Annotated in this window: 16 protein-coding genes; 14 read left to right on the top strand and 2 right to left on the bottom strand. The window is 59.6% G+C overall.

The annotated features are described in order from the left end of the window. From G8764_RS21810 to G8764_RS21800, 3 genes are all read left to right on the top strand, one after another. Window positions 1-5366: beta strand repeat-containing protein (locus G8764_RS21810; protein ID WP_166168367.1), on the top strand; the 5366-nt coding region annotated here is incomplete at its 5' end. Continuing rightward, on the top strand, window positions 5363-8299 hold the full coding sequence (locus G8764_RS21805; RefSeq protein WP_166168364.1) for a response regulator: 2937 nt from the start codon (window positions 5363-5365) through the stop codon (window positions 8297-8299). The genes G8764_RS21810 and G8764_RS21805, both read left to right, overlap by 4 nt. Window positions 8300-8373: 74 nt before the next feature. Next, on the top strand, window positions 8374-10161 hold the full coding sequence (locus tag G8764_RS21800) for a GGDEF/EAL domain-containing response regulator (RefSeq protein ID WP_166168361.1): 1788 nt from the start codon (window positions 8374-8376) through the stop codon (window positions 10159-10161). A gap of 66 nt (window positions 10162-10227) precedes the next feature. Here the strand turns inward: G8764_RS21800 and G8764_RS21795 are convergent, their stop codons facing one another. Continuing rightward, window positions 10228-12186, bottom strand: coding sequence for a S9 family peptidase (locus G8764_RS21795; protein ID WP_166168358.1), 1959 nt, complete (start codon window positions 12184-12186; stop codon window positions 10228-10230). 314 nt (window positions 12187-12500) lie between these two features. Here G8764_RS21795 and tilS point away from each other — a divergent pair, with 314 nt between their 5' ends. The 10 genes from tilS to G8764_RS21745 all read left to right on the top strand — a co-directional run bounded on the left by tilS (window position 12501) and on the right by G8764_RS21745 (window position 21258). Beyond that, window positions 12501-13859 carry a tRNA lysidine(34) synthetase TilS gene (tilS, locus tag G8764_RS21790; RefSeq protein WP_166168355.1) on the top strand — a complete coding sequence of 453 codons (1359 nt, stop codon included), beginning with the start codon at window positions 12501-12503 and terminating at the stop codon, window positions 13857-13859. 52 nt (window positions 13860-13911) lie between these two features. Next, window positions 13912-14631 (top strand): dienelactone hydrolase family protein, encoded by a 720-nt coding sequence (locus G8764_RS21785; RefSeq protein ID WP_166168333.1) that lies wholly within the window; start codon window positions 13912-13914, stop codon window positions 14629-14631. A 171-nt stretch (window positions 14632-14802) separates the two neighbouring features. Next, complete coding sequence (locus G8764_RS21780) at window positions 14803-16431, top strand: CTP synthase (RefSeq protein ID WP_166168330.1); 1629 nt, start codon at window positions 14803-14805, stop codon at window positions 16429-16431. Window positions 16432-16512: 81 nt separating this feature from the next. Next, window positions 16513-17364, top strand: a complete 852-nt coding sequence (kdsA, locus tag G8764_RS21775; protein ID WP_166168327.1) for a 3-deoxy-8-phosphooctulonate synthase — start codon at window positions 16513-16515, stop codon at window positions 17362-17364. Between the two features lie 167 nt (window positions 17365-17531). Further along, window positions 17532-18824, top strand: coding sequence for a phosphopyruvate hydratase (gene eno / locus G8764_RS21770; protein ID WP_166168324.1), 1293 nt, complete (start codon window positions 17532-17534; stop codon window positions 18822-18824). Window positions 18825-18989: 165 nt separating this feature from the next. Beyond that, window positions 18990-19268 (top strand): cell division protein FtsB, encoded by a 279-nt coding sequence (gene ftsB, locus G8764_RS21765; protein WP_166168321.1) that lies wholly within the window; start codon window positions 18990-18992, stop codon window positions 19266-19268. Between the two features lie 15 nt (window positions 19269-19283). Next, window positions 19284-20000, top strand: coding sequence for a 2-C-methyl-D-erythritol 4-phosphate cytidylyltransferase (gene ispD, locus G8764_RS21760; RefSeq protein ID WP_166168318.1), 717 nt, complete (start codon window positions 19284-19286; stop codon window positions 19998-20000). Between the two features lie 46 nt (window positions 20001-20046). Then, a complete protein-coding gene (gene ispF / locus G8764_RS21755) occupies window positions 20047-20520 on the top strand; it encodes a 2-C-methyl-D-erythritol 2,4-cyclodiphosphate synthase (RefSeq protein WP_166168315.1) in 474 nt (157 codons plus the stop codon). Window positions 20521-20611: 91 nt separating this feature from the next. Next, window positions 20612-20920: an ArsR/SmtB family transcription factor gene (locus G8764_RS21750; RefSeq protein ID WP_166168312.1), complete on the top strand. Its 309-nt coding sequence runs from the start codon at window positions 20612-20614 to the stop codon at window positions 20918-20920. A 5-nt stretch (window positions 20921-20925) separates the two neighbouring features. Continuing rightward, window positions 20926-21258: a rhodanese-like domain-containing protein gene (locus G8764_RS21745; RefSeq protein WP_166168309.1), complete on the top strand. Its 333-nt coding sequence runs from the start codon at window positions 20926-20928 to the stop codon at window positions 21256-21258. Window positions 21259-21322: 64 nt separating this feature from the next. Here G8764_RS21745 and xseA read toward each other — a convergent pair whose 3' ends face one another. Further along, window positions 21323-22678 (bottom strand): exodeoxyribonuclease VII large subunit, encoded by a 1356-nt coding sequence (gene xseA / locus G8764_RS21740; RefSeq protein WP_166168306.1) that lies wholly within the window; start codon window positions 22676-22678, stop codon window positions 21323-21325. A gap of 380 nt (window positions 22679-23058) precedes the next feature. On the opposite strand from xseA, the gene guaB reads away from it, so the two are divergent. Next, on the top strand, window positions 23059-24534 hold the full coding sequence (gene guaB / locus G8764_RS21735; protein WP_166168303.1) for an IMP dehydrogenase: 1476 nt from the start codon (window positions 23059-23061) through the stop codon (window positions 24532-24534). Window positions 24535-24691: the final 157 nt, after the last annotated feature.

Raw genomic sequence — 24691 nt, 5'->3', positions numbered from 1 at the left:
GCGCGACGGTTGACGGCACTTTTGTCGTCGCGGGTGACGCCGATACCACCGACATCCACACCTTCGACATCACCAGCGCGCCTGCCGAGGGCAGCGTGGTCAACAACAACGACGGTACCTTTACCTTTGATCCCGGCAGTGATTTCCAGGACCTGGCCGACGGTGAAACCCGCGAAGTCAGCTTTACCTACACCGCGACGGATGATTCCGGCACCGGCAACGCCACCAGTGCTTCGGCCACGGTGACCGTCACCGTGACCGGCAGCAACGACCAGCCCACCGCCGGCGCGGTAGCCATCAGCGCCGATGAAGACGGCGCTACCGTCGACGGCACCTTCGTCGTCGCGGGCGACGCCGATACCACCGACAGTCACACCTTCGACATCACCAGCGCACCGTCTGAAGGCAGCGTGGTGAACAACAACGACGGCACCTTTACTTTTGATCCGGGCAGTGACTTCCAGGACCTGGCCGACGGTGAAACCCGCGATGTGACTTTTACCTACACCGCCATCGATGATTCCGGTACCGGCAATGCCACCAGTACGTCGGCCACGGTGACCGTCACCGTGACTGGCACCAATGACCAACCCACGGCCGGTGCCGTAGCCATCAGTGCGGACGAAGATGGCGCTACGGTTGACGGCACCTTTGTGCTGGCTGGCGACGCTGATACCAGCGACGGCCACACCTTTGATATCACCAGCGCGCCGGCTGAAGGCAGCGTGGTAAACAACAACGACGGCACCTTCACCTTCGATCCGGGCAGTGACTTCCAGGACCTGGCCGACGGTGAGACCCGCGATGTGACCTTTACCTACACCGCCATTGATGATTCCGGCACTGGCAACGCCACCAGTACGTCGGCGACCGTGACCGTCACGGTGACCGGCAGCAACGACCAGCCCACGGCCGGTGCCATAGCCATCACTGCCGATGAAGACGGCGCGACTGTCGACGGCACCTTTGTCGTAGCGGGTGACGCCGATACTACCGACAGCCACACCTTCGACATCACCAGCACGCCGGCTGAAGGCAGCGTGGTAAACAACAACGACGGCACCTTCACCTTCGATCCGGGCAGTGACTTCCAGGATCTGGCCGACGGTGAAACCCGCGATGTGACCTTTACCTACACCGCCATTGATGATTCCGGCACCGGCACTGCCACCAGTACGTCGGCGACAGTGACCGTCACCGTGACCGGTACCAATGACCAGCCGAGCGCCAGCGCTGTAGCCATCAGCGCCGATGAAGACGGTGCGACCGTCGACGGCACTTTTGTGCTGGCAGGCGACGCCGATACCACCGATAACCACACCTTCGACATCACCAGCGCACCCAGCGAGGGCAGCGTAGTCAACAACAACGACGGCACCTTCACCTTTGATCCCGGCAGTGATTTCCAGGACCTGGCCGACGGTGAAACCCGCGACGTGACCTTTACCTACACCGCGATTGACGACTCCGGCACCGGCAATGCCACCAGTACATCCGCGACAGTAACTGTCACTGTGACTGGTACCAACGACCAGCCCACCGCCAGCGCGGTCGCCATCAGTGCCGATGAAGACGGCAGCACCGTTGACGGCACCTTCGTCGTGGCCGGCGATGCCGATACCACCGACACTCACACCTTCAACATCACCAGCGCACCGTCGGAAGGCAGCGTGGTGAACAACAACGATGGCACCTTTACTTTTGATCCGGGCACCGACTTCCAGAATCTGGCCGACGGTGAAACCCGCGACGTGACCTTTACCTACACGGCCATTGACGACTCTGGCACTGGCAACGCGACCAGTGCTTCGGCCACGGTGACCGTCACGGTAACGGGGACCAACGACCAGCCGAGTGCCAGCGCGGTAGCCATCAGTGCCGATGAAGACGGCGCCACCGTCGACGGTACCTTTGTGCTGGCGGGCGACGCCGACAGCAGCGACGATCACACCTTCGATATCACCAGCGCGCCCAGCGAGGGCAGCGTGGTCAATAACAACGACGGCACCTTCACTTTTGATCCCGGCAGTGACTTCCAGGACCTGGCTGATGGAGAAACCCGTGACGTGACGTTTACCTACACGGCCATTGACGACTCTGGCACCGGCACTGCCACCAGTACATCGGCCACAGTGACCGTCACCGTGACCGGCAGCAACGATCAGCCCACCGCGGGTGCCGTAGCCATCAGTGCCGATGAAGACGGCGCGACTGTCGACGGCACCTTTGTCGTGGCCGGCGACGCCGATACCACCGACAGCCACACCTTCGATATCACCAGCGCGCCGGCTGAGGGCAGTGTGGTGAACAACAACGACGGTACCTTTACCTTCGATCCGGGCAGTGACTTCCAGGACCTGGCCGACGGTGAAACCCGCGATGTGACCTTTACCTACACCGCGATTGATGATTCCGGCACTGGCAATGCCACCAGTACTGCGGCCACGGTGACCGTCACCGTGACTGGCACCAATGACCAACCCACGGCCGGTGCGGTCGCCATCAGTGCGGACGAAGACGGCGCTACGGTTGACGGCACCTTTGTGCTGGCTGGCGACGCTGATACCAGCGACGGCCACACCTTTGATATCACCAGCGCGCCGTCTGAGGGCAGCGTGGTCAACAACAACGACGGCACCTTCACCTTCGATCCCGGCACCGACTTCCAGGACCTGGCCGACGGTGAAACCCGCGATGTGACCTTTACCTACACCGCGATTGATGATTCCGGCACTGGCAATGCCACCAGTACTGCGGCCACGGTGACCGTCACCGTGACTGGCACCAATGACCAACCCACGGCCGGTGCGGTCGCCATCAGTGCGGACGAAGACGGCGCTACGGTTGACGGCACCTTTGTGCTGGCTGGCGACGCTGATACCAGCGACGGCCACACCTTTGATATCACCAGCGCGCCCAGCGAGGGCAGTGTGGTCAACAACAACGACGGCACCTTTACCTTCGACCCGGGCAGTGACTTCCAGGACCTGGCCGAGGGTGAAACCCGCGATGTGACCTTTACCTACACCGTGATTGATGACTCCGGTACCGGCAATGCCACCAGCACCTCAGCCACAGTAACGGTGACAGTAACTGGCACCAACGACCAGCCCACCGCGGGTGCCGTAGCCATCAGCGCGGATGAAGATGGCGTTACGGTTGATGGCACCTTTGTTGTCGCTGGCGACGCCGATTCCAGCGACAGCCACACCTTCGATATCACCAGCGCGCCGGCTGAGGGCAGTGTGGTGAACAACAACGACGGCACCTTTACTTTTGATCCGGGCAGTGACTTCCAGGACCTGGCCGACGGTGAAACCCGCGATGTGACCTTTACCTACACGGCCATCGATGATTCCGGTACTGGCAACGCCACCAGTACTGCGGCCACCGTGACCATCACGGTAACGGGTACCAACGACCAACCCACGGCCAGCGCAGTAGCCATCAGTGCGGATGAGGACGGTGCGACCGTCGACGGCACCTTTGTTGTCGCGGGCGACGCCGATACCACCGACGGCCACACCTTCGATATCACCAGCGCGCCCGGCGAGGGCAGCGTGGTAAACAACAACGACGGAACCTTCACCTTCAACCCCGGCAGTGACTTCCAGGATCTGGCTGACGGTGAAACCCGCGATGTGACCTTTACCTTCACCGCGACGGATGATTCCGGCACTGGCAACGCCGCCAGTGCTTCAGCGACCGTGACCATCACGGTAACGGGTACCAACGACCAGCCGAGCGCCGGCGCGGTAGCCATCAGTGCCGATGAAGACGGCGCCACGGTTGACGGCACCTTCGTTGTCGCCGGCGACGCCGACACCACCGACAGCCATACCTTCGATATCACCAGCGCGCCCAGCGAGGGCAGTGTGGTGAACAACAACGACGGCACCTTCACCTTCGATCCCGGCAGTGACTTCCAGGACCTGGCCGACGGTGAAACCCGCGACGTGACCTTCACTTACATCGCCATCGATGATTCCGGTACTGGCAATGCGACCAGTACTTCAGCCACAGTGACTGTGACAGTCAGCGGTACCAACGACCAGCCGACCGCCGGCGCGGTAGCCATCAGTGCCGATGAAGACGGCGCGACCGTCGACGGCACCTTTGTCGTGACCGGCGACGCCGATACCACCGACAGCCACACCTTCAACATCACCAGCGCACCGTCGGAAGGCAGCGTGGTAAACAACAACGACGGCACCTTCACCTTCGATCCCGGCACCGATTTTCAGGACCTGGCCGACGGTGAAACCCGCGACGTGACCTTTACCTACACCGTTATTGATAATTCTGGTACGGCCAATAATGTCAGTACGTCTGAGGTTGTTACGGTAACAGTCACCGGCAGTAATGATCGGCCCCAGGTGTCGGCGCTAACCCTAAGCACGGAAGTTACTGCTAATAGCGTCAGTGGTACCTTTAACGTGACGGACGCGGACAGTTCGGATACCCACCAATTCCTGATTGTCAGCCAGCCTGCAGAAGGAATACTGGTCAATAATGGCGATGGCACTTTTACCTTTAATTTGAACGACGAGTTCAAGGATCTGGAACTCGGCGCTGAAAGGTCCGTGACATTTACCTATATCGCCATGGATGATTCGGGCAGTAACAACGACAGCGCCAATATTAAGACTGTGGTCATTACTGTTATCAACAACACCTACGTTGCGCCAACCGTAGAGCTTCCCACCGATACCGCTGCGACCAATGAAGATACCGGCACGGGGAAAAAGCCAGCCAATGACACTACGGATGATACCGATTCGCAGGAAGAGGGTGGCCCGGTCGATCAGGGGCCCACTATTGCTAATGAAACCATCATCGTTTCTGACCTGACACCCACCGATGGTGGCCCGGCATTGGCGCCAACCATTGATATTGATAACAACACCGACGGGTTGTTTGAGGCCGAGCGTGATGGGTTGCGCGAACTCAACGACAAGCTAAGTGTTTTTGTGCCGGCAGAACTGGCCGTAGTTGAGTCCATGCAAAAGCAGTTCATGTTATACAACGAACCGCTGGAGCTGGTGAAGTCCGATAACTTTATGCGGCAACTGGATCAAATGCGCGAAATGATTGATCAGCAAACCGGTAGTCGCGACAACCTGGTGGGCAGTGCCTTTGGAGTTTCCGCGGGCTTGACCGCCGGGTACGTTGTCTGGTTGGCTCGCAGCGGTGTGCTGCTCAGCAGCCTGATGTCATCGCTGCCTATCTGGCGCTTTATTGATCCCCTGCCAATACTGGGTGGCACGCCTGTGGCGACCGCCCAGGACGATGAAACACTGCAATCCATGGTGGCTTCCACCGAGCTCAGTGAACGTGATGCGATTCAAGAAGGAGAATCACAGTGAAAGCCTGGTTCAAAGCATTACCCAGTCCCAGTCCCAAGGCTCGAATCGCGCTGGGTTTGTCCTCCATTGCCGTGAGTTTGTTGTTGGTGGCGGGTCTGGTGGGGCTTATCCCCAACAAGGACGCGCTGGTCATGGAAGGGCGCGCAGCGGTGGCGGAAGCCATCGCCGTGAATACCTCGGTATTTATCACCCGTTCAGATTTGTCGCGGATGGAGTCCAATTTATTGATCCAGATGCAGCGTCATCCGGAGCTGAAATCAGCCGGTGTGCGGCATAAGGATGGCCGCCTGGTGGTCGCAACCGGCGATCACCGCCAGGTCTGGAAACCCATGGAAGAGGGCAAGTCCACTAATGGCCAGCTGATTGTGCCTATCTGGGAAGGGGATGTGCTCTGGGGCAGCGTGGAGTTAACCTTTACCCCACTGCGTGGCGAGGGGCTGGTGGGGTATTTGCAGGACCCGTTTTTGCAATTACTGTTCTGTGTCGGGTTGCTGAGTTTTGTGATTTTTTATTTTTACCTCGGCAAAATGCTGGAGCAGCTCGACCCCTCCCAGGCGATTCCGGAACGGGTTCGATCGGCGCTGGATACCATGGCGGAAGGCTTGCTGGTGCTTGATGCCAGGAAAAATATTGTGCTCGCCAATGAGGCTTTTGCGACGCTGGTCAATGCGGATGCTGCGGCGTTATTTGGGGTTAAAGTGTCGAGGTTTGAATGGCAAGTGGACAATGTGGCCGCTAACGATGATTACAAGTACCCGTGGGAAACTACGCTCGAGGAAAATCGGGTGCAGCGCGGCCAGATCGTGCGCCTGCCCACCGCTGCAAATAATCTGCGTACCTTTATGGTGAACTGTTCCCCGGTGCTCGGGGGAGACGGCAACGCCGCCGGCGTGATGGTCAGCTTTGACGATGTCACGGAGCTGGAAGAAAAAGAAATCGAGTTGCGCAAATCCAAGGAAGAAGCAGACTTGGCGAATCGTGCCAAGAGTGACTTCCTCGCCAATATGAGCCATGAAATTCGCACTCCCATGAATGCTATCCTCGGTTTTACCGAGGTGCTGAAGCGCGGTTATGGCAAGAACCGCCAGGAGAGCGCCAAATACCTCAACACCATTGCCTCCAGCGGCGAGCATCTGCTGGGCTTGATCAACGATATTCTGGATTTGTCCAAGGTCGAAGCCGGCCAGATGGAAGTGGAGCAAATCAGTTGCTCCCTGCACCATGTGATTCACGAAGTGATCCAGATTATGCGGGTCAAGGCGGATGAGAAGCAATTGACCGTTCGCTACCAGCCGGATGGCCCAATGCCCGAGCAAATCCTGTCGGATCCGGCTCGGGTGCGGCAGATTCTGACCAACCTGATCGGCAACGCGATTAAATTTACGGAGCAGGGCGGTATTACGGTGACCAGTAAAATGGTGCAGCGCGGCGATGAAAATTTTCTGCAGCTGGAAATCATTGATACCGGTATTGGCATGTCCGAATCCCAGGCCAGCGCGATTTTCCAGCCCTTTGTACAGGCCGACAGTTCCATTACCCGGCGCTTTGGCGGTACCGGTCTGGGTTTGACCATTAGCAAGCGTTTTGCCGAAGCGCTGGGCGGTGATATTTCCGCTCGCAGTGAGCAGGGCCAGGGTAGTACGTTTACCGTCTTGCTCAAATACGAAAGTGTGGCTGGTGCCAGCCTCTTGTCACCTGAACAACTGTTGCAGGTTGAGCACGTCGCCAGCGAAGCCGAGCACGTGTCCTGGAAGTTCCCCGCCGCCAAAGTCCTGGTGGTGGATGACGGACAGGAAAACCGCAACCTGCTGGAGGTGGTGTTGGCCGATGCGGGCTTGCAGGTGGATGTGGCTGAAAACGGGCAGCAGGCCTGCGAGGCCTTGTTCAGCAGCCCATACGACCTGGTGTTGATGGACGTGCAGATGCCGGTGATGGATGGCTATGAAGCGGCGGCTATGATGCGAGAGAAGGGTTATACCTTGCCGATCGTAGCGTTGACCGCCCACGCCATGAAGGGCGCAGAGGAAAAATGTTTGCAAGCCGGCTACTCCGGTTATATGACCAAGCCGATCAATATTGAAAAGTTGATGACCATGCTGGCGCAGGAATTGGGCGGTGTGGCAGTGGCTGAGGAAGCGGAGCTTGAGGGCACTGACTCCACTATTGCCACCGCCGATCGCCAGTCGGCCGCCACGACAGAAGCAGCACCCCTGCGCTCTACCCTGGCCTTGACCAATCCAACCTTGCGTTCCATTGTCGAACGCTTCGTCACCCGATTGGGCGAGCAACTGCAGTTGATGCGTGCGGCCTATGAGGGCGAGCAAATGCCAAAGTTGGCGGAGCTGGCACATTGGCTCAAAGGGTCCGGCGGCTCGGTGGGCTTTGCCGATTTTACCCAGCCGGCGGCGGAGTTAGAGGAGGCGGCGAAGAGCGGTCAGCGAGAGCAAGTATCGGCACTCCTGGCCCAGCTGGCTGCGCTCTATGAACGAATTGACCTGTTAAAGACGGGCACCGCCAGCCAGGTCGAGGCGGCCAATGGGGGCACAGTGGTTGCACCGGGCAACAGTGCGGACAATGACAGTGCGGATAATATTGTCAATATCAAGAGCTACCCATCCCCCGAGCGCATTCAGTCGACGCTGGCGGCCAGTTCAAGCCGGTTTCATCCGATTATTGTCAAGTTTCAGCAGCGGTTGGAGCAGCGCCTGGTCGACGTCGAGGCCAGTTTGGCCGCTTGCGATTTCGAAGAGGTGGCGCAGTTTGCCCACTGGTTAAAGGGCTCGGCGGGAAGTGTCGGCTACAGCATGTTTACCGAGCCCGCGCTGGATCTGGAACTGGCCGCAAAAGAGGCTAACGCCCCGGTTGCCAAGGCGATATATAAGCGCATTGCGGAAATGGTAAAGCGTATAGAGCCCATATCGGACGTGTCGTAATAAAGGCCTAACGGGCTCCCCATGGCGTGCCCGTCGACCTATGCAATTAACGTAAATTCAGGGTATAGAGGGTTATGACAGTAACAGCCAGCAACACATCCAGCGTGCACAAATTGCACAGCGATTTGAAATCTTCGCTGATTATGATGGTGGACGATGAACCTATTATGATGGAGTTGGTGCAGGCGTTTTTGGAGGGCGAGGGTTACTCGAAGTTTTTGACCCTTGAAGATTCCACCATCGCCTTGCAGACCATGAAGGAGCGCCGGCCGGATGTGCTGTTGCTGGACCTGAATATGCCGGTGGTGGATGGTTTTGACATCCTGCGCTCATTGCGAGCGTCAGCTGAGTTTTCCCGGCTGCCCATTATTGTGCTCACGGCCAACAGTGATTCGGCCAGCAAGTTAAAGGCGCTCGAGCTCGGCGCTACCGACTTTCTGGCCAAACCGGTAGATCCCAGTGAACTTGCCCTGCGCCTGCAAAATACCCTCAGTATGAAGACCTATCACGAGCAGTTGATTTATTTTGACGCGCTTACCGGGCTGCCCAATCGGCGTATGTTTGTCGACCGGCTGAAATGGGTGCTGGAGCGAGGCAAGCAGACTGAGGCGACCGTGGTTCTGGTCAATATTAACCTGGACAACTTTAAAAAGATTAACCAGAGCATGGGCATGCTGGCAGGTGATGCTGTATTGCAGCAGTTTTCCGAAAGCTTGTTGGCGCAAGTGCACAACCAAAGCCTGATTGAGAGTGACGATGACAGCGATATTCGCTTTTCCCTGTATCGTCTGGGCAGTGCGGAATTCACCTTGCTACTGCCTGCCATTGAAGACGCCACTACCATCAAACGGTCCATCCATGCCGTCAATACGGCATTGGCCAAGCCGGTAGTCGTCGGCCAGCATGTGTTTAAAATGACGGCCAGTACCGGTATCGCGATTTCGGCGGCGGGAGAGGTAGAAGCAGATGACCTGATCGGCCGTGCCACGGATGCGACCCTGGTGGCCAGTGAATCCGGTGGCAATTGTGTGCGCCTGTTTTCCGAGGAAATTCGCGCACTGTCCAAGCAGCGCATGGAACTGGAGATCGATTTGCGCAACGCCGTTGCCAATGGCCAAATGCGCTTGTATTACCAGCCCAAGGTCGCCGCTGATACACTGGTTGTTATCGGTATGGAGGCGCTGCTGCGCTGGCACCATCCCACCCGCGGAGTTGTTTCACCGGGAGTATTTATTCCCCTGGCGGAAGAGCTTGATCTAATGCCGTCGCTGGGCGAGTGGGTAATTTTTGAAGCCTGCCGCCAGCTGGCGGAGTGGTCCAGCCGGGGAATGCAGGATGTCAAACTGGCAATCAATGTGTCGCAGCAGCAGTTAGGGGATGAGCGAATTATCGAGAGCCTGTCCCGGGCGCTGGATAAGTACGAAGTCAGTCCGAGCAGTCTGGTGATCGAAATCACCGAAAGCCTGGCCATGGGTGATTCGGACTTTATACTCGATTTGCTCAACCAGATTCGCGAGCTCGGCATCCGCTTGTCGATCGATGATTTTGGTACCGGTTACTCCTCCCTGAGCCACTTGGCCCAGCTGCCAATTCACGAACTGAAAATTGATCAATCGTTTCTGCTCGGACCCCAGGATACACTCAAGATGACGGTGATCATCAAGACAATTATCGCCATGGCCCACAGCATGAATCTAACCGTGGTTGCGGAAGGAGTGGAAACCGCTGAGCACCTGGAACTGCTCAGGCGCGAGCGCTGCGATATTATCCAGGGTTTCTATTTCAGCAAACCCCTGCCGGCGGATGAGTTTTTTAAGTATTTCAACGGTTGGGGCAGCCACGATATCCAGCTCGACCTGTGACACGATTAACGGTTGCGGGGTTGTAAATCGTGTTTCTGCTAATTCGTCATGCACACTTCATATCAGCTATGTTCGCTGCACTGGTTTGCGCCGCGGCAGGTTGTCAATCGCCACCGGCTCGATCTCGGCCGGAATAGGGAAGTCGAATACCTGGCCGTAAAAGCTCCACTCTGCCTCCAGGCAGCGCTGGATGCTGGCGGCGCCGCGAAAGCCGTGGCCCTCACCGGGGAAGGGCACGTAGGCAACCGGGATACCTTTTGCCTTTAACGCCTGCACCATGGTCTCGGCCTGGTCCGGTGGCACGACCTTGTCCTCCAGCCCCTGGAAAAAAATAACCGGGCAATTCAGTTGCCCGGTGTGACAGAGTGGCGAGCGCTGCAGGTACAGCTCGCGCTCTGCCGGGTACTCCCCGACCAGTGAGTCCAGGTAGCGGGATTCGAATTTATGGGTGTCGCGGGCCAGGGTTTCCAGGTTGCCGATGCCATAGAGGCTGGCGCCGGCGCTGAAGGTTGCGGCAAAGGTAAGCGCCGCCAGCACCGTGTAGCCGCCGGCGCTGCTGCCCTTGATGATCAACTGGTCCGGGTTGACTAAGCCAAGGTCAACCAGGTGCGTGGCAGCGGCACAGACGTCCTCCACATCGTGTACGCCCCAGGCCCTCTTGAGCTGGTCCCGATAGTGGCGGCCGTAGCCGGTACTGCCGCGATAGTTGACATCCATCACGGCAAAGCCGCGGCTGGTCCAATACTGGATCTTTAAGTTCAGCCCGGTTTCCGTGGCACCGGTGGGGCCGCCGTGGCTGAGTACGACCAGCGGTGGCTTGTCGCCGGCGGGGGCACTGACCTTGGGGTTGCAGGGCGGATAGAAGAAGCCGTGGGCTTGCGCGCCCTTGCCGCTGGGGAAGGTCATTGGCTGGGGCTGGCTGAGCCAATCAGCCGCCAAATCACTTTGGCTGGAGCAAACCACTTCCTGCGCTGTGTCGCCCAGCAGGTAAAGCGTGGTGAAACGGGTGTGGCTGGCGGCGAGGAAGGCGCCGCGGTTATTGCAGCACTGCACCTGGCTGATATCGCAGAAGGGCAGCTCGAGGCGGGTGAGGGTCTGCCGTTCGAGGTCGATACGTGCCAGGTACCATTGCCCCTGCTCGGTAAAACAGGCGAGCATTTCCCGGGCCGATAAAAACCCGTAAGTCGACATGCCAAACACCCACTGCGGGGTGGCAAACTCCCCGTTGAGTGGCGCTACCGGCGCCAGCCCGTCGGCGTTAACCCGGTAGATATTCCACCAGTTGCTGCGATCGGACACCAGGTACAGGGTGCCGTCCGGGCTCCATTGGGGCTGGAATATGGATTCGCCCTTGCCGCCGGCAACTATTACCCCGCTACCGACTGAGCCATCGGCAGTGACCGGGGCGCACCAGCACTGGCTGCTGTCCCAGGGCATGGCCGGGTGATCCCAGCACAACCAGCTCAGTTGCGAGCCGTCTGGCGACAGGCGCGGATTGGAAAAGAAATCGTGACCCTCTATTAGTACGGTCACCGCCAGCGGCTCAGTCAGGGAGATGGCGACGATACTGTTGCGCGTTTCCGCGCCGCTGTCACTGTGCTCCTCGCGCACACAGAGCAGGCGCTGGCGCCGGCCGTCGTAACAAAAATCGGCGTAGCGCCAGGGGCCGGTGGGCGTCAGCGGTTGTGGTGCGGCGCCGGTGCTGGCTGGGTCGCTGTGGGCAACATAGACCCGCTGGTCTTCGGCCTCGACGAAAAAAACCTGCTCGGCCGCCACCAGGTAACTGCCGCCACCGTATTCGTGGGCGCGACTGCGCACATTGCAAGCCGCGGGCAACACCTCCAGGGCGGGGCCGTTATCGGCTTGCTGCATCAGAACCGAGCGTCCGCCTTCCTGGGGCCGGGATTCGAGCCAGTAAATGCCAGCGTCGGTAAGCTGTGGCTCGCCCAGGCGCACGCTCTGGCGGGTTAGCAGGTCACTGCTGATGGGGGACGGCCAACTGCCGTAGGGAATTACCTTGCTCATACTTGTTTACTCAAAACCATTTTACTGAAAGCCATGGACTAAATATTTGTTATCAGGGTCTACTGCGGTATCCGTATTCGTACCTTTATAAAAGCGTAGATATAAGTACCAATACCCAAACCGGGCTGCCAGTGATTGCGGCGCAGAGAGTGTGGCGACGCCCTAGCGGGGCGGAAAACTGCCGTCACTGCCAAGCAGCTGCTAGAATAGCGGCATTTGCGGTGCCGGTGCTTGAATTGCCCCGGCGGTCTCCCGCACCCACCGTCTCCTACTACACTGGTGTGCTCCTTCTATAATGGTTTGCCAACGCGATAATGGATAGCCCTGTCGACACATTGCAACAGTTTGTCGCCCAGCGGCCACAAGTGCAACGCTGGCTGGTGGCGTACAGTGGCGGTCTCGATTCCACGGTGTTGCTGCACTGCCTCGCCCGCTTGAAGTTGACGCAGCCGCTTCTCGCCATTCATGTGCATCACAATTTGTCGCCCCGGGCGGACAGCTGGCAGGCCCACTGCCGGGCCACCTGCGCCGCACTCGGTATCACCTTCCACACCGCCAATGTGCAACTGACCGATACCGGCAAAGGCCTGGAGGATGCGGCGCGCACGGCGCGCTACCGGGTGTTCAAACAGCTGCTGCAAGCGGGGGACGGCCTGTTGCTGGCCCATCACCGCGACGATCAGGCGGAAACCCTGTTGCTGCGCCTGCTGCGCGGCAGTGGTCCCAAAGGCCTGGCGGCCATGCCCGAGCAGCGGCCACTGGGTCGTGGCAATTTGTATCGCCCCTGGCTGGGGTTGGAGCGGGCCCAATTGCTGCAACTGGCGCAGCAGTGGGGTATCGACTGGGTCGAGGACGAAAGCAACCTGTCCCAGGACTTCGATCGCAACTACCTGCGTCACCAGGTAATGCCCGCGCTGCAGCAGCGCTGGCCCGGATTCAGCCAGCGCTGGCAACAGAGCGCGCGACTCTGCGGGCAGTATGATGCCCTGGCCGAACAGGTGGCCGCGCAAGACTTGCAGCTGGCCGAACCGCGGCCGGAGCGCTGCGGCGCCAGTCTTGACCTGCCCGCGGTCAAAGCGCTGGACCCGTTCCGGCGCGGTAACCTGCTGCGTCACTGGGTCGCCAGCCTGGGGCTGGAAATGCCCGAGCAGGTGCACCTGCAGGAGATTGAAACCCAGCTGATCAACGCCGCTGAGCCGGACGTTGCCGAGGTGCGCTGGGGCAGGCTGGCGCTGCGCTGCTACCGCCAGCGCTTGTACGCAATTCCCCAGTGGCGCGAGCCCGCTCCAGCTCCCCGGGCCTGGTCCGGGGCGGAGCCTGTCCACTGGGGCTGCTGGCAGTTGTCGCTGCAGCCGGTAAACGCTGGTGGATTTAGTATTCCGGCCGCCGGTTTCACCCTGGCCCGGCGCCAGCCGGGTGAGCGCTGCCAGCCCAGCTGGCGCAACCATTCCCAGACCCTGAAAAAGCTGCTGCAGGAAGTGGGGCTGGAGCCCTGGCTGCGCGACCAGGTGCCGATCCTCAGGGCCAGCGGCAGCGATGCGATTGTCGCGGTGGGCGATTTATGGGTCTGCCGGGACGCCCTGGTGGAGCAGGGGCCGGGCTATCGCTTGCAGTGGTGCTATCGGCCGCGGGACGCAACGGCAGACCACAGCGGGCCGTATCCGGGGGAGTGATAGCGGCAATTTTATTATCCAATCAACAGTTCAATAGCGGAGTTAAGCAACAATGACGATCAAGACTCAAACGGTGCAATACAGCCACGCCGGTGTGAATTTTGAAGGTTTTATGGCCTGGGATGATGCGCTCGCGGGGCCGCTGCCAGCGGTGGCTGTGGCCCACACCTGGGCCGGCCGCGGCCAGCTCGAGTGTGACAAGGCGGTGCAGTTGGCCCGGCTCGGCTATGTCGGTTTTGCCCTGGATGCCTATGGCGATGGTCGGGTTGGCAGCGGCCCCGAGGAAAATGCCGCGCTGATGAACCCACTGCTGGAAAACCGGGCGTTGCTGCAGGAGCGCCTGGGCAGCGGCATCGCGGCATTGCAGGCACAGCCTCAGGTCGAGGCCGGTAAGGTTGCTGCCGTGGGCTTTTGTTTTGGCGGCCTGGCGGTGCTGGACCTGGCTCGAGTGGGCGCCGAGGTACTGGGAGTGATCAGTTTCCACGGTTTGCTGAAGGCACCGGACAACACCGCTGGCAACAGCATCGCCGCCAAGGTGCTGGTGCTGCACGGCTATGACGATCCCATGGTGCCGCCCCAGGATGTACTCGACCTGGCCACCGAGATGACCAGCGCCGGGGCCGACTGGCAACTCCATGCCTATGGCCGCACAGTGCATGCCTTTACCAACCCCGCCGCCAATAATACCGCCATGGGTACGGTCTACAACCCCACCGCCGATCGTCGCTCCTGGCAGGCGGCCCGCAACTTCCTCGCGGAGCTGTTCGGTTAAACCGCGGGCAGGTGATCCGGCGGGCGTATTTTTGTCAACCTTGCGATTGAGGCAGGGGATGGTTTCCGGTAGACTGGCGTCCCTTCTGGGGGGCCGCTTCTGGCGGCGTTGATCGATGCTTCTGTACTGCCCCGCAACCGAATTTTGACCCTTTAGTCAGCAAGGTTTTTCATGACTCGCTATATATTCGTAACCGGTGGTGTTGTTTCCTCTTTGGGCAAGGGCATCGCCTCCGCCTCCCTGGGTGCCATTCTCAAGGCCCGCGGCCTGAAAGTTACCGTACTCAAGCTCGACCCCTATATCAATGTCGATCCGGGCACCATGAGCCCGTTCCAGCACGGCGAGGTGTTCGTCACCGAAGACGGCGCCGAGACCGATCTCGACCTGGGCCACTACGAGCGCTTTATCGGCGCCAAGATGAGTCGCCGCAACAACTTTACCACCGGCCGGGTCTACGAGACGGTGCTGCGCAAGGAGCGCCGCGGCGATTACCTGGGCGGTACCGTGCAGGTGATCCCCCATATTACCGATGAAATCAAGCGCCGGGTGCTGGAAGGTGGTCGCGATGCCGACATCGCCCTGGTGGAAATCGGCGGTACCGTGGGCGACATCGAGTCACAGCCGTTTCTCGAAGCCGCGCGGCAATTAAAAATCGAGCTTGGGCGCGAGCGTGCCCAGTGGATTCACCTGACCCTGGTGCCCTATATCGCCACCGCCGGTGAAACCAAAACCAAGCCCACCCAGCACTCGGTCAAGGAGTTGCGCTCCATCGGGGTGCAGCCGGAAATCCTGATCTGTCGCTCGGAAATTGAAGTGGATGCGGATTCGCGCCGCAAGATCGCCCTGTTTACCAACGTCGATGAGCGCGCGGTAATCCCGCTGCCCGACGCCAAGACCATCTACTCGATCCCGCAATTGCTCAAGGATTACAAGCTCGACCAGATCGTGCTGGATAACTTCGGCGTCGAGGCCCCGGAAGCCGACCTGTCCGACTGGGCCAGGGTGGTCGACGGCAAGTTGAACCCCAGGCACGAAGTGACTGTCGCCATGGTCGGCAAGTACATGGATTTGCTGGATGCCTACAAGTCCCTCAATGAAGCCCTGATTCACGCCGGCGTGCACACTCTCACCAAGGTCAATGTGAAGCATATTAACGCCGAGGATGTGGAGCAAAAGGGCACGGTACTGCTGGAGGATGCCGATGCGATTCTGGTGCCCGGTGGTTTTGGCGAGCGGGGCATGGAAGGCAAGTTAATGGCAGTGCGTTACGCCCGGGAAAACAAGGTGCCCTACCTGGGTATCTGCCTGGGCATGCAGTCGGTGGTCATCGAGTTTGCCCGCAATGTACTGGGCTGGAGCGACGCCAACAGTACCGAGTTCAATCGCGCCAGCAAGCACCCGGTCATCGGCCTGATTACCGAGTGGACCACCTCCGAAGGTGAGGTGGAAAAGCGCGATGAAAAATCCGACTTGGGCGGCACCATGCGTCTCGGCGGGCAGGAGTGTCGGCTGGTGGCTGGCAGCCGGGCGCGGGATATTTACGCTGAGGATGTGATCGTAGAGCGCCATCGGCATCGCTACGAGGTCAACAACAACTTCGTCGACAGGATGCAGCAGGCAGGGTTGAAAATAGGCGGCTGGTCGGCCGATGACAATCTGGTGGAGATGGTGGAATTGGAAGATCACCCCTGGTTCATCGGCTGTCAGTTTCACCCGGAGTTCACCTCCAGCCCATTGACCGGCCACAAGTTGTTTACCAGTTTTATCCAGGCTGCCTTGCGCAATAGCCAGGCCCGGTAACTGGCCGAAGCCGGGCTGCTGCCCGGCGGGGCGCACCCGGGTGCAAACTCAATTCTGGGCTTAATCGAAAACGGATAACCTATGAAAAACAAGACCATCAATATTCAATCTGTTGCGGTTGCCAACGACAAGCCTTTTGTGTTGTTCGGCGGCATGAATGTACTGGAGTCCCGCGACCTGGCCATGCAGGTGGCTGAGCACTATGTGAACGTGACCGGCAAGCTGGGTATCCCCTACGTCTTCAAGGCCTCCTTCGACAAGGCCAATCGCTCCTCGATTCACTCCTATCGCGGGCCGGGGATGGAAGAGGGACTGAAGATCTTCGCCGAGATCAAGCAGACCTTTGGTATTCCAGTGATTACCGACGTGCACGAGATCCACCAGTGCCAGCCGGTGGCCGAAGTTTGCGATGTGATCCAGCTGCCGGCCTTCCTGGCCCGGCAAACCGATCTGGTGGCCGCCATGGCCAGGACCGGGGCGGTGATCAATATCAAGAAGCCCCAGTTCCTCAGCGCCGGCCAGATGAAGAATATCGTGGAAAAATTTGCTGAATGTGGCAATGAAAACGTATTACTCTGTGAACGGGGCAGCTGTTTCGGTTACGATAACCTGGTGGTGGATATGCTCGGTTTTCGTACCATGAAAGAGGTCAGTGGCGGTGCACCACTGATTTTCGATGTCACCCATGCACTGCAGTGTCGCGACCCGCTGGGGGACGCCTCTGGTGGTCGTCGCCAGCAGGTGGCTGAGCTGGGCCGTGCCGGTATGGCCTGCGGATTGGCGGGCCTGTTTTTGGAAGCGCACCCCAATCCCGACCAGGCCCGGTGCGATGGCCCCAGTGCTTTACCGCTGGCAAAGCTGGAACCTTTTTTAACTGAAATGAAAGCAGTGGACGACCTGATCAAGAGTCTGCCACCGCTGGATATTAGCTAGTTCCCAGCCAGGCGCTCAGTTTTGTCATTCCCGCGCAGGCGGGGATCCAGTAAGTGCTTGAAACCTGTAGATTTCGGGCACTGGAAGTGACACTAAATTGAGCTCGCAGCTTATGGGTGGGCTGGCTAGCCACAGGCAAATTTAATTCAACTTGGAGAAACTCTGTAATGAGCAAGATCGTAGATATTAAAGCCTTTGAAGTGCTTGATTCTCGCGGCAACCCCACTGTTAGTGCCGAAGTCATCCTGGATTCCGGTGCGGTAGGCTCGGCCTGTGCACCTTCCGGAGCCTCCACCGGGTCCCGCGAAGCCCTGGAGCTGCGCGACGGTGATAAATCCCGTTACCTGGGTAAGGGTGTGTTGAAGGCCGTTGCCAATATCAACACCACCATCAAGGATTTGCTGGCCGGTATGGACGCCGCTGACCAGCGCGCGCTGGATAAGGCCATGATCGATGCCGACGGCACCGAAAACAAGGCCAACCTGGGCGCCAATGCGATTCTCGCCGTCTCCCTGGCTGCGGCCAAAGCCGTTGCCATCGAGAAGAAAATCCCTCTCTATCAGCACATCGCCGACATCAATGGCACGCCCGGCCAGTACAGCATGCCGGTACCGATGATGAATATCATCAACGGAGGTGAGCACGCCGACAACAACGTCGACATCCAGGAGTTTATGGTGCAGCCCGTGGGCGCCAAGTCCTTCTCCGAGGCACTGCAAGTGGGCGCGGAAATCTTTCACTCCCTGAAAAAGGTGTTGAGCGCAAAAGGCCTCAATACTGCAGTGGGCGACGAGGGTGGTTTTGCCCCCAACCTTGCCTCTAACGCCGACGCCCTGGCGGTGATCAAGGAAGCCACTGAAAACGCTGGCTACAAGCTCGGCACCGACGTGACCCTGGCGCTGGATTGTGCCTCTTCCGAGTTCTACAAAAACGGCCAGTACGACCTTGCGGGTGAAGGCAAGGTCTACAGTTCCGAGGGCTTCAGTGATTTCCTCGCCGAGTTGTGCGATCAGTACCCGATCATCTCCATCGAAGACGGCCAGGATGAGTCCGACTGGGACGGTTGGAAGTACCAGACCGAGAAGCTGGGTGACCGGGTTCAGCTGGTAGGCGATGACCTGTTCGTGACCAACACCAAGATCCTGAAGAAGGGTATTGAGATGGGCGTTGGCAACTCGATCCTGATCAAGTTCAACCAGATCGGCTCCCTGACCGAAACCCTCGAGGCCATCAAAATGGCGAAAGACGCCGGCTACACCGCGGTGATTTCCCACCGTTCCGGTGAAACCGAAGACACCACCATTGCCGATTTGGCGGTGGCGACGGCGGCTGGCCAGATCAAGACCGGTTCACTGTGTCGCTCTGATCGCGTGGCCAAGTACAACCGTCTGCTGCGCATCGAGGCGGAGCTGGGCAATGCCAAGGCGCCTTATCGCGGCCGCGCTGAATTCAAGTCCTGAGGACTGGCTGACGGCTGCATAGACCCTCGCTGCGCCTGGCGCGGTGAGGGCAGCTCGACAGATTGCTTAATGGGTCGGTATTTCCGGCCCATTTTTATTTCCACTACAGCTATACTGGTTCGCATAATTGCCCCTACCTGATTCCGGAAACCGTACCTCGACCGTATGAAATGGCTCGCCTTGACACTCCTGGTTCTACTCGCGGTGCTGCAATACCGGCTCTGGGTCGGCGACGGCAGCCTGGCGGCGGTAGTGCGCCTGCAGCGGGCAGTACAGAGCCAGGACCTGGAAAACCAGCGCTTGCAGCAGCGCAATGAAATTCTGGCCGCTGAGGTGAGGGGGCTTAAATCGGGCCTGGACGCAGTGGAAGAGCGGGCCCGTGAAGACCTCGGCATGATCAAGCCGGGGGAGACCTTTTATATGGTGGTGGAGCCGGAAGAGTAGCGCGTGACCAGGCCAATGAATTCCAGTATTGCAACAACTCGCTTCTGGGCCGTGGTGCCGGCGGCGGGAGTCGGCGCCCGTATGGGGGCCAGCCAGCCCAAGCAATATCTGCGCATCCACCACAAAACCATACTCGAGCATACCTTGGAGCTGCTGCTGCGCCTGCCCGGTCTACAGGGGCTGGTGGTGCTGGTCAGCCCGGATGACGACGGCTGGCGCGATTTGCCGGTATTTTCCCAACCCCGCATTGAAGTGGCGGAGGGCGGTGCCGAGCGCAGCGATTCGGTATTGAATGGCCTGCGCTTGCTGCGCCAGCGGCTGCAGCCCTCGGATTGGGTGCTGGTGCACGATGCGGCGCGCCCCTGTGTAACCATCGACGACATCGAGGGCCTGCTGGCGGCGGTCGCCGAGCACCCGGTGGGAGGCATTCTCGGCGCGCCAGTCAGCGATACCCTGAAGCGTGCCGACGCAGATCGCGGTATCCGGGAAACCGTTGACCGCAGTGCGCTCTGGCGCGCGCTGACGCCGCAACTGTTTCGTTTTGCGCCGCTGCTGCAGGCCCTGCAGGATGCCCTGGAACAGGGGTTGGTCATCACCGACGAAGCCTCGGCGCTGGAGGCGGCCGGGTTTACCCCGCTGATGGTGGAGGGGCGCAGCGACAATATAAAAATTACCCGGCCGGAAGACCTGCTGTTGGCGGAGCTGCTGCTGCGCCAGCCGGAGCGCCGCTAAACTGTAAACCTGAATTTAAAGCCGCAAGCAAACGGGAGACTAGCTGGTGAGAATTGGTCATGGTTACGACGTGCACGCCTTTGGCGCGGGGGAGAAGATCGTGATTGGCGGCGTGGCGATACCGCACAGTCACGGCCTGATCGCCCACTCCGATGGCGATGTGCTGTTGCACGCACTGTGTGATGCCCTGCTCGGTGCTGTGGCACTGGGCGATATTGGGCGTCACTTTCCCGATAACGATGCCAGTTTTCGCAACGTCGACAGCCGCGCCCTGTTGCGCATGGTGTTCGCGATGGTGAAGGGCAAGGGCTACCGCCTAGCCAATGCCGACATGACGATTGTCGCCCAGGCGCCGCGCATGGCACCCTATATCAATGCCATGGTGGAGCGAGTGGCGGCGGATCTCGAGGCGGAGTTGGAGCAGGTCAATATCAAGGCTACCACCACGGAAAAGCTCGGCTTTACCGGCCGCAAAGAGGGCATTGCCGCCTATGCCGTGGTACTGCTGGAGTCAGTTTAATAGCAGAGGCGAGATTTGTTTCTGGCAATCTTTCTCAGTTCTTCTAGTTTAGATCTATCTAATATACTATTGTGTTCCCGAGGTAAGGGTTATGGGTGCGGATATGTCCGATCTGCTGCAGCATGCCGGTGCAGCTGCCGCGTTGTTAAAGCAGCTGGCGAATCAAAATCGATTGATGATTGTCTGCACTCTGCTGGGCAAGGAGTTGTCTGTGGGTGAGTTGAACCAGACTGTGCCGCTGAGTCAATCGGCGCTGTCCCAGCATCTTGCCAGCCTGCGCGAGGCGGAGCTGGTGAGCACCCGGCGGGAAGGGCAAACCATCTACTATCGCCTCAATGGCGACAAGGCCCAGCGGGTGGTGAGTTTACTGAAAGATATGTACTGTCCGGATCGAGGTTAATACTGATGAGTTACCGCAGCATTTCTGTACAAGAGTTTAGCGAGCAACTGCAAAACCAGGCGGTGCCCCTGTGTATCGACGTCCGCAATGAAGACGAGTTTGCCGGCCGGCGCTGCCGCGGCAGCGTCAATGTGCCGCTGCCGGGTATCGATGCCGGCAAAGTACAAAAGCTGATCGATGATGCGGGGCTGGGTGCGGATCAAACCGTCTACCTGATCTGTATGGCCGGCATGCGCAGCCAGCGGGCGGCAGAAATACTGGCCGGAAAACTCACCAACCCGGTGTTCTTTGTCAACGGCGGAGGAGTCGACGACCTGCACCCGGATCATCACGAATAACCAGCGTCGCGCGGCGCTGGGGTGATGATGGTGCTGCTGGCAGGTCCTCTGCGATGTCGCGCTTTTATTCCACAGTGTCGACTGTGGACACCAGCTTGCCACTGCCCAGTCGGGTAATGATTTGATCGCCGCTGTTGATGTCAGTGCTGCTGCGAATCACCTTGCCGCTGGTGTCGCTGGTCAGTGAGTAGCCTCGCTGCAACACGCTGAGCGGGTTGACGCTGTCCAGCAGTGCCGATTGCTGGCCCAGGGCCTGGCGCTTAAGTTGCAGCACTTGTTGCACGCTGGCATTGAGCCGGCGGCCCAGCTGTTCAACCTGTTTGACTAAAGTCTCTACCCGGGTGCCCGGGTTTTCCTGCTGGCAGCGGCCGGCCACGTTGTCCAGCCGCACTGCCAGGCGTTGCAGCCTGGCTTGCACGACCTGGCGCAGGCGAATCTCCAGGTTGTCCAGGTGCTGGGCCTGGGCTTGCAGGCGCTGGGCCGGGTGTTGCAAGCGCGAGCTGCGCGCGCTGAGGCGATGGCGGTCTTCGCGGATGCGGGTGTTGATGGCTCGCAGTAACAATTGCTGGTAGCGGGCAAACTGCTGCAGCATCTCGTTGCCGTCCGGGGTGCACAGCTCGGCGGCGGCAGACGGTGTAGGCGCGCGCAGGTCGGCGACAAAATCGGCAATGGTGGTGTCCACTTCGTGGCCCACGGCGCTAATCACCGGGATGCGGCTGGCAAATATCGCCCGCGCCACCGACTCTTCATTAAACGGCCACAAATCCTCCAGCGAGCCACCACCGCGGCCGACGATCAGCACGTCGCAATCGCTCTGGGCGTTGGCCAGTTGCAGGGCGGCGACAATCTCTCCCGCCGCCGCACTGCCCTGCACGGCCACCGGGAACAACGATACCGGTATGGCCGGAAAGCGCCGCTGCAACACGTGCAGGATGTCGCGGATAGCGGCGCCAGTGGGCGAGGTGATGATGCCGATATGGCGCGGCAGGCGCGGCAAGGGCTGCTTGTAGGCCGGGTCGAACAGGCCCTCCTGCAGCAGCTTGTGTTTCAATTGTTCGAAGGCCCGTTGCAGGGCACCAAAGCCGGCGTCCTCCAGGTGCTCGACGATCATTTGGTAGTCGCCGCGGCCCTCGTAGAGGCTGACCCGCCCGCGCACCAGCACTTGCTGGCCGTGTTGCGGCAGCTGCCTGACGGCCTGGTTGCGATTGCGGAACATGGCGCATTTGACCTGGGCATTGGCGTCTTTGAGGGTGAAGTACCAGTGGCCGGAGGAGGGGCGGGCGAAGTTGGAGATCTCCCCCTCCACCCACAGCAGGGGCAAATGAGTCTCCAGTAACTGGCGGGCGCGGCGGTTGAGCTGGCTGACCGTGAGAATATCGCGCTGGATCTGTAGGGGTTCGACGTCTTTCATGGCCGGCATTGTCGCACCGCTCGCGCGTGGATGAAAGCGGCAGGCGGAGGGAAAGCAGCCGCTTTGGCAGGGGTGGCCTTGGCTGCCGCCGAAAATCCTGGCTGTCATCAGAATGACCCGGAAAACAATCAATAATCAACGGCTTACAAGTGGGGCCGTTGGGCTTCGCAAACGCAGGGGGCATTCCTCTTTGGCCGCGATTGGCATATAATTGCGGGTTTATCCCGGAACAGCAATGGCGGCGTTGGCCGCCAGACCCACCGGTGATGCGACAGTGGCGGGCAGCCGCGGCACAGAATATGCCGGCGAGTCACATCCTGCCATACACGCCCAGCGTTGTGGGCCCGGGTCAAGTCGGCTGTTCAATCCAAATACAGGTTGGATCCTTTATGTTAAGAATTATTCAAGAAGCACTCACCTTTGATGATGTGCTTTTGGTGCCCGGCTATTCCCAGATAACGGCCAAGGATGTGTCGCTGAAAACCCAGTTGACCCGCGATATCCGGCTCAATATTCCGCTGGTGTCGGCGGCTATGGATACGGTGACCGAATCCCGGTTGGCCATTGCCATCGCCCAGGAGGGCGGCATCGGCATCGTCCACAAGAGCATGTCCATCGAGGAGCAGGCGGCCCAGGTGCGGGCGGTGAAGAAGTTTGAAGCCGGCGTGGTCAAGGACCCCATTACCATCGAGTCCAACGCCACCATCGCTGACCTGGTTGCACTGACCCAGATGAACAATATCTCCGGGGTGCCGGTGATGGAAGACGGCAAGCTGGTGGGTATAGTTACCGGCCGCGATGTGCGTTTTGAGTCCAATATGGACGCCAAAGTCAGCAGCATTATGACCCCCAAGCAAAAGCTGGTGACCGTAAAAGAGGGCGCTGAAGCAGACGCCGTGCGGGAACTGCTGCACCGCCATCGGATCGAGAAGGTGCTGGTGGTCAACGACAATTTTGACCTGAAGGGCCTGATTACCGTCAAGGATATCAACAAGGCCGAGCGCTACCCCAGTTCCTGCAAGGACCCGGAAGGTCGCCTGCGGGTGGGGGCGTCAGTGGGTACCAGCCCGGATACCGATGACCGGGTGGCGGCGCTGGTTACCGCCGGCGTGGATGTGCTGGTGGTGGATACCGCTCACGGCCACTCCAAAAACGTGCTCGATCGGGTGCGCAAAATCAAGCAGCAATACCCGGATATGCAGGTGATTGGCGGCAATATCGCCACCGCCGAAGCGGCCCTGGCACTGGTTGAAGCCGGCGCCGATGGCGTCAAGGTGGGTATCGGTCCGGGCTCCATTTGTACTACCCGTATTGTCAGTGGCGTGGGTGTGCCGCAGATTACCGCCGTGGCCGACGTGGCTGCGGCACTGGAAGGCACCGGTGTGCCGGTGATTGCCGACGGCGGCATCCGCTACTCCGGCGACCTGGCCAAGGCCATCGTGGCCGGCGCCCACGCAGTGATGATGGGTTCCATGTTTGCCGGTACCGAAGAGGCACCGGGCGAAGTGGAGTTGTACCAGGGTCGTACCTACAAGGCCTATCGCGGCATGGGCTCACTGGGGGCCATGGCCAAGACCCAGGGGTCTTCCGACCGCTATTTCCAGGACGCCAGCCAGGGCACCGAAAAGCTGGTGCCGGAAGGCATTGAAGGGCGCGTGCCCTACAAGGGGCCGCTGGCGGTGATCGTTCACCAGATGATGGGTGGCGTACGCTCCGCCATGGGTTACACCGGTAGCAGCGACATCGCAACCATGCGCACCCAACCGAAGTTTGTGCGCGTCACATCCGCGGGCATGGGCGAATCCCATGTGCACGATGTGCAGATCACCAAGGAAGCGCCCAACTACCCGGTGGGCAGCCGCTAGACATTGTGCACCGCGGCCGGTTGTTGCCGGCCGCGGTGCTCTCTACGTCAGTCAGGTAGTCGCAGTTTGCAGGTAAGCATCAGCAGGTAGCCAAGCAGGTACCAGTAAGCGCCGTTGGCAACCCAGCAGGCGGTGCACTCATATTTTAACGCTCTCG

The organism is Pseudomaricurvus alcaniphilus (genome assembly GCF_011440395.1).
Lineage (GTDB): Bacteria > Pseudomonadota > Gammaproteobacteria > Pseudomonadales > Cellvibrionaceae > Pseudomaricurvus > Pseudomaricurvus alcaniphilus.
This window is presented reverse-complemented; position numbering and strand designations above follow the sequence as displayed.

Coding starts and splice junctions, on each gene's coding strand:
- G8764_RS21800 (WP_166168361.1), top strand. CDS start 8,374: ATGACAGTAACAGCCAGCAACACATCCAGCGTGCACAAATTGCACAGC.
- G8764_RS21795 (WP_166168358.1), bottom strand. CDS start 12,186: ATGAGCAAGGTAATTCCCTACGGCAGTTGGCCGTCCCCCATCAGCAGT.
- tilS (WP_166168355.1), top strand. CDS start 12,501: ATGGATAGCCCTGTCGACACATTGCAACAGTTTGTCGCCCAGCGGCCA.
- G8764_RS21785 (WP_166168333.1), top strand. CDS start 13,912: ATGACGATCAAGACTCAAACGGTGCAATACAGCCACGCCGGTGTGAAT.
- G8764_RS21780 (WP_166168330.1), top strand. CDS start 14,803: ATGACTCGCTATATATTCGTAACCGGTGGTGTTGTTTCCTCTTTGGGC.
- kdsA (WP_166168327.1), top strand. CDS start 16,513: ATGAAAAACAAGACCATCAATATTCAATCTGTTGCGGTTGCCAACGAC.
- eno (WP_166168324.1), top strand. CDS start 17,532: ATGAGCAAGATCGTAGATATTAAAGCCTTTGAAGTGCTTGATTCTCGC.
- ftsB (WP_166168321.1), top strand. CDS start 18,990: ATGAAATGGCTCGCCTTGACACTCCTGGTTCTACTCGCGGTGCTGCAA.
- ispD (WP_166168318.1), top strand. CDS start 19,284: ATGAATTCCAGTATTGCAACAACTCGCTTCTGGGCCGTGGTGCCGGCG.
- G8764_RS21750 (WP_166168312.1), top strand. CDS start 20,612: ATGGGTGCGGATATGTCCGATCTGCTGCAGCATGCCGGTGCAGCTGCC.
- G8764_RS21745 (WP_166168309.1), top strand. CDS start 20,926: ATGAGTTACCGCAGCATTTCTGTACAAGAGTTTAGCGAGCAACTGCAA.
- xseA (WP_166168306.1), bottom strand. CDS start 22,678: ATGCCGGCCATGAAAGACGTCGAACCCCTACAGATCCAGCGCGATATT.
- guaB (WP_166168303.1), top strand. CDS start 23,059: ATGTTAAGAATTATTCAAGAAGCACTCACCTTTGATGATGTGCTTTTG.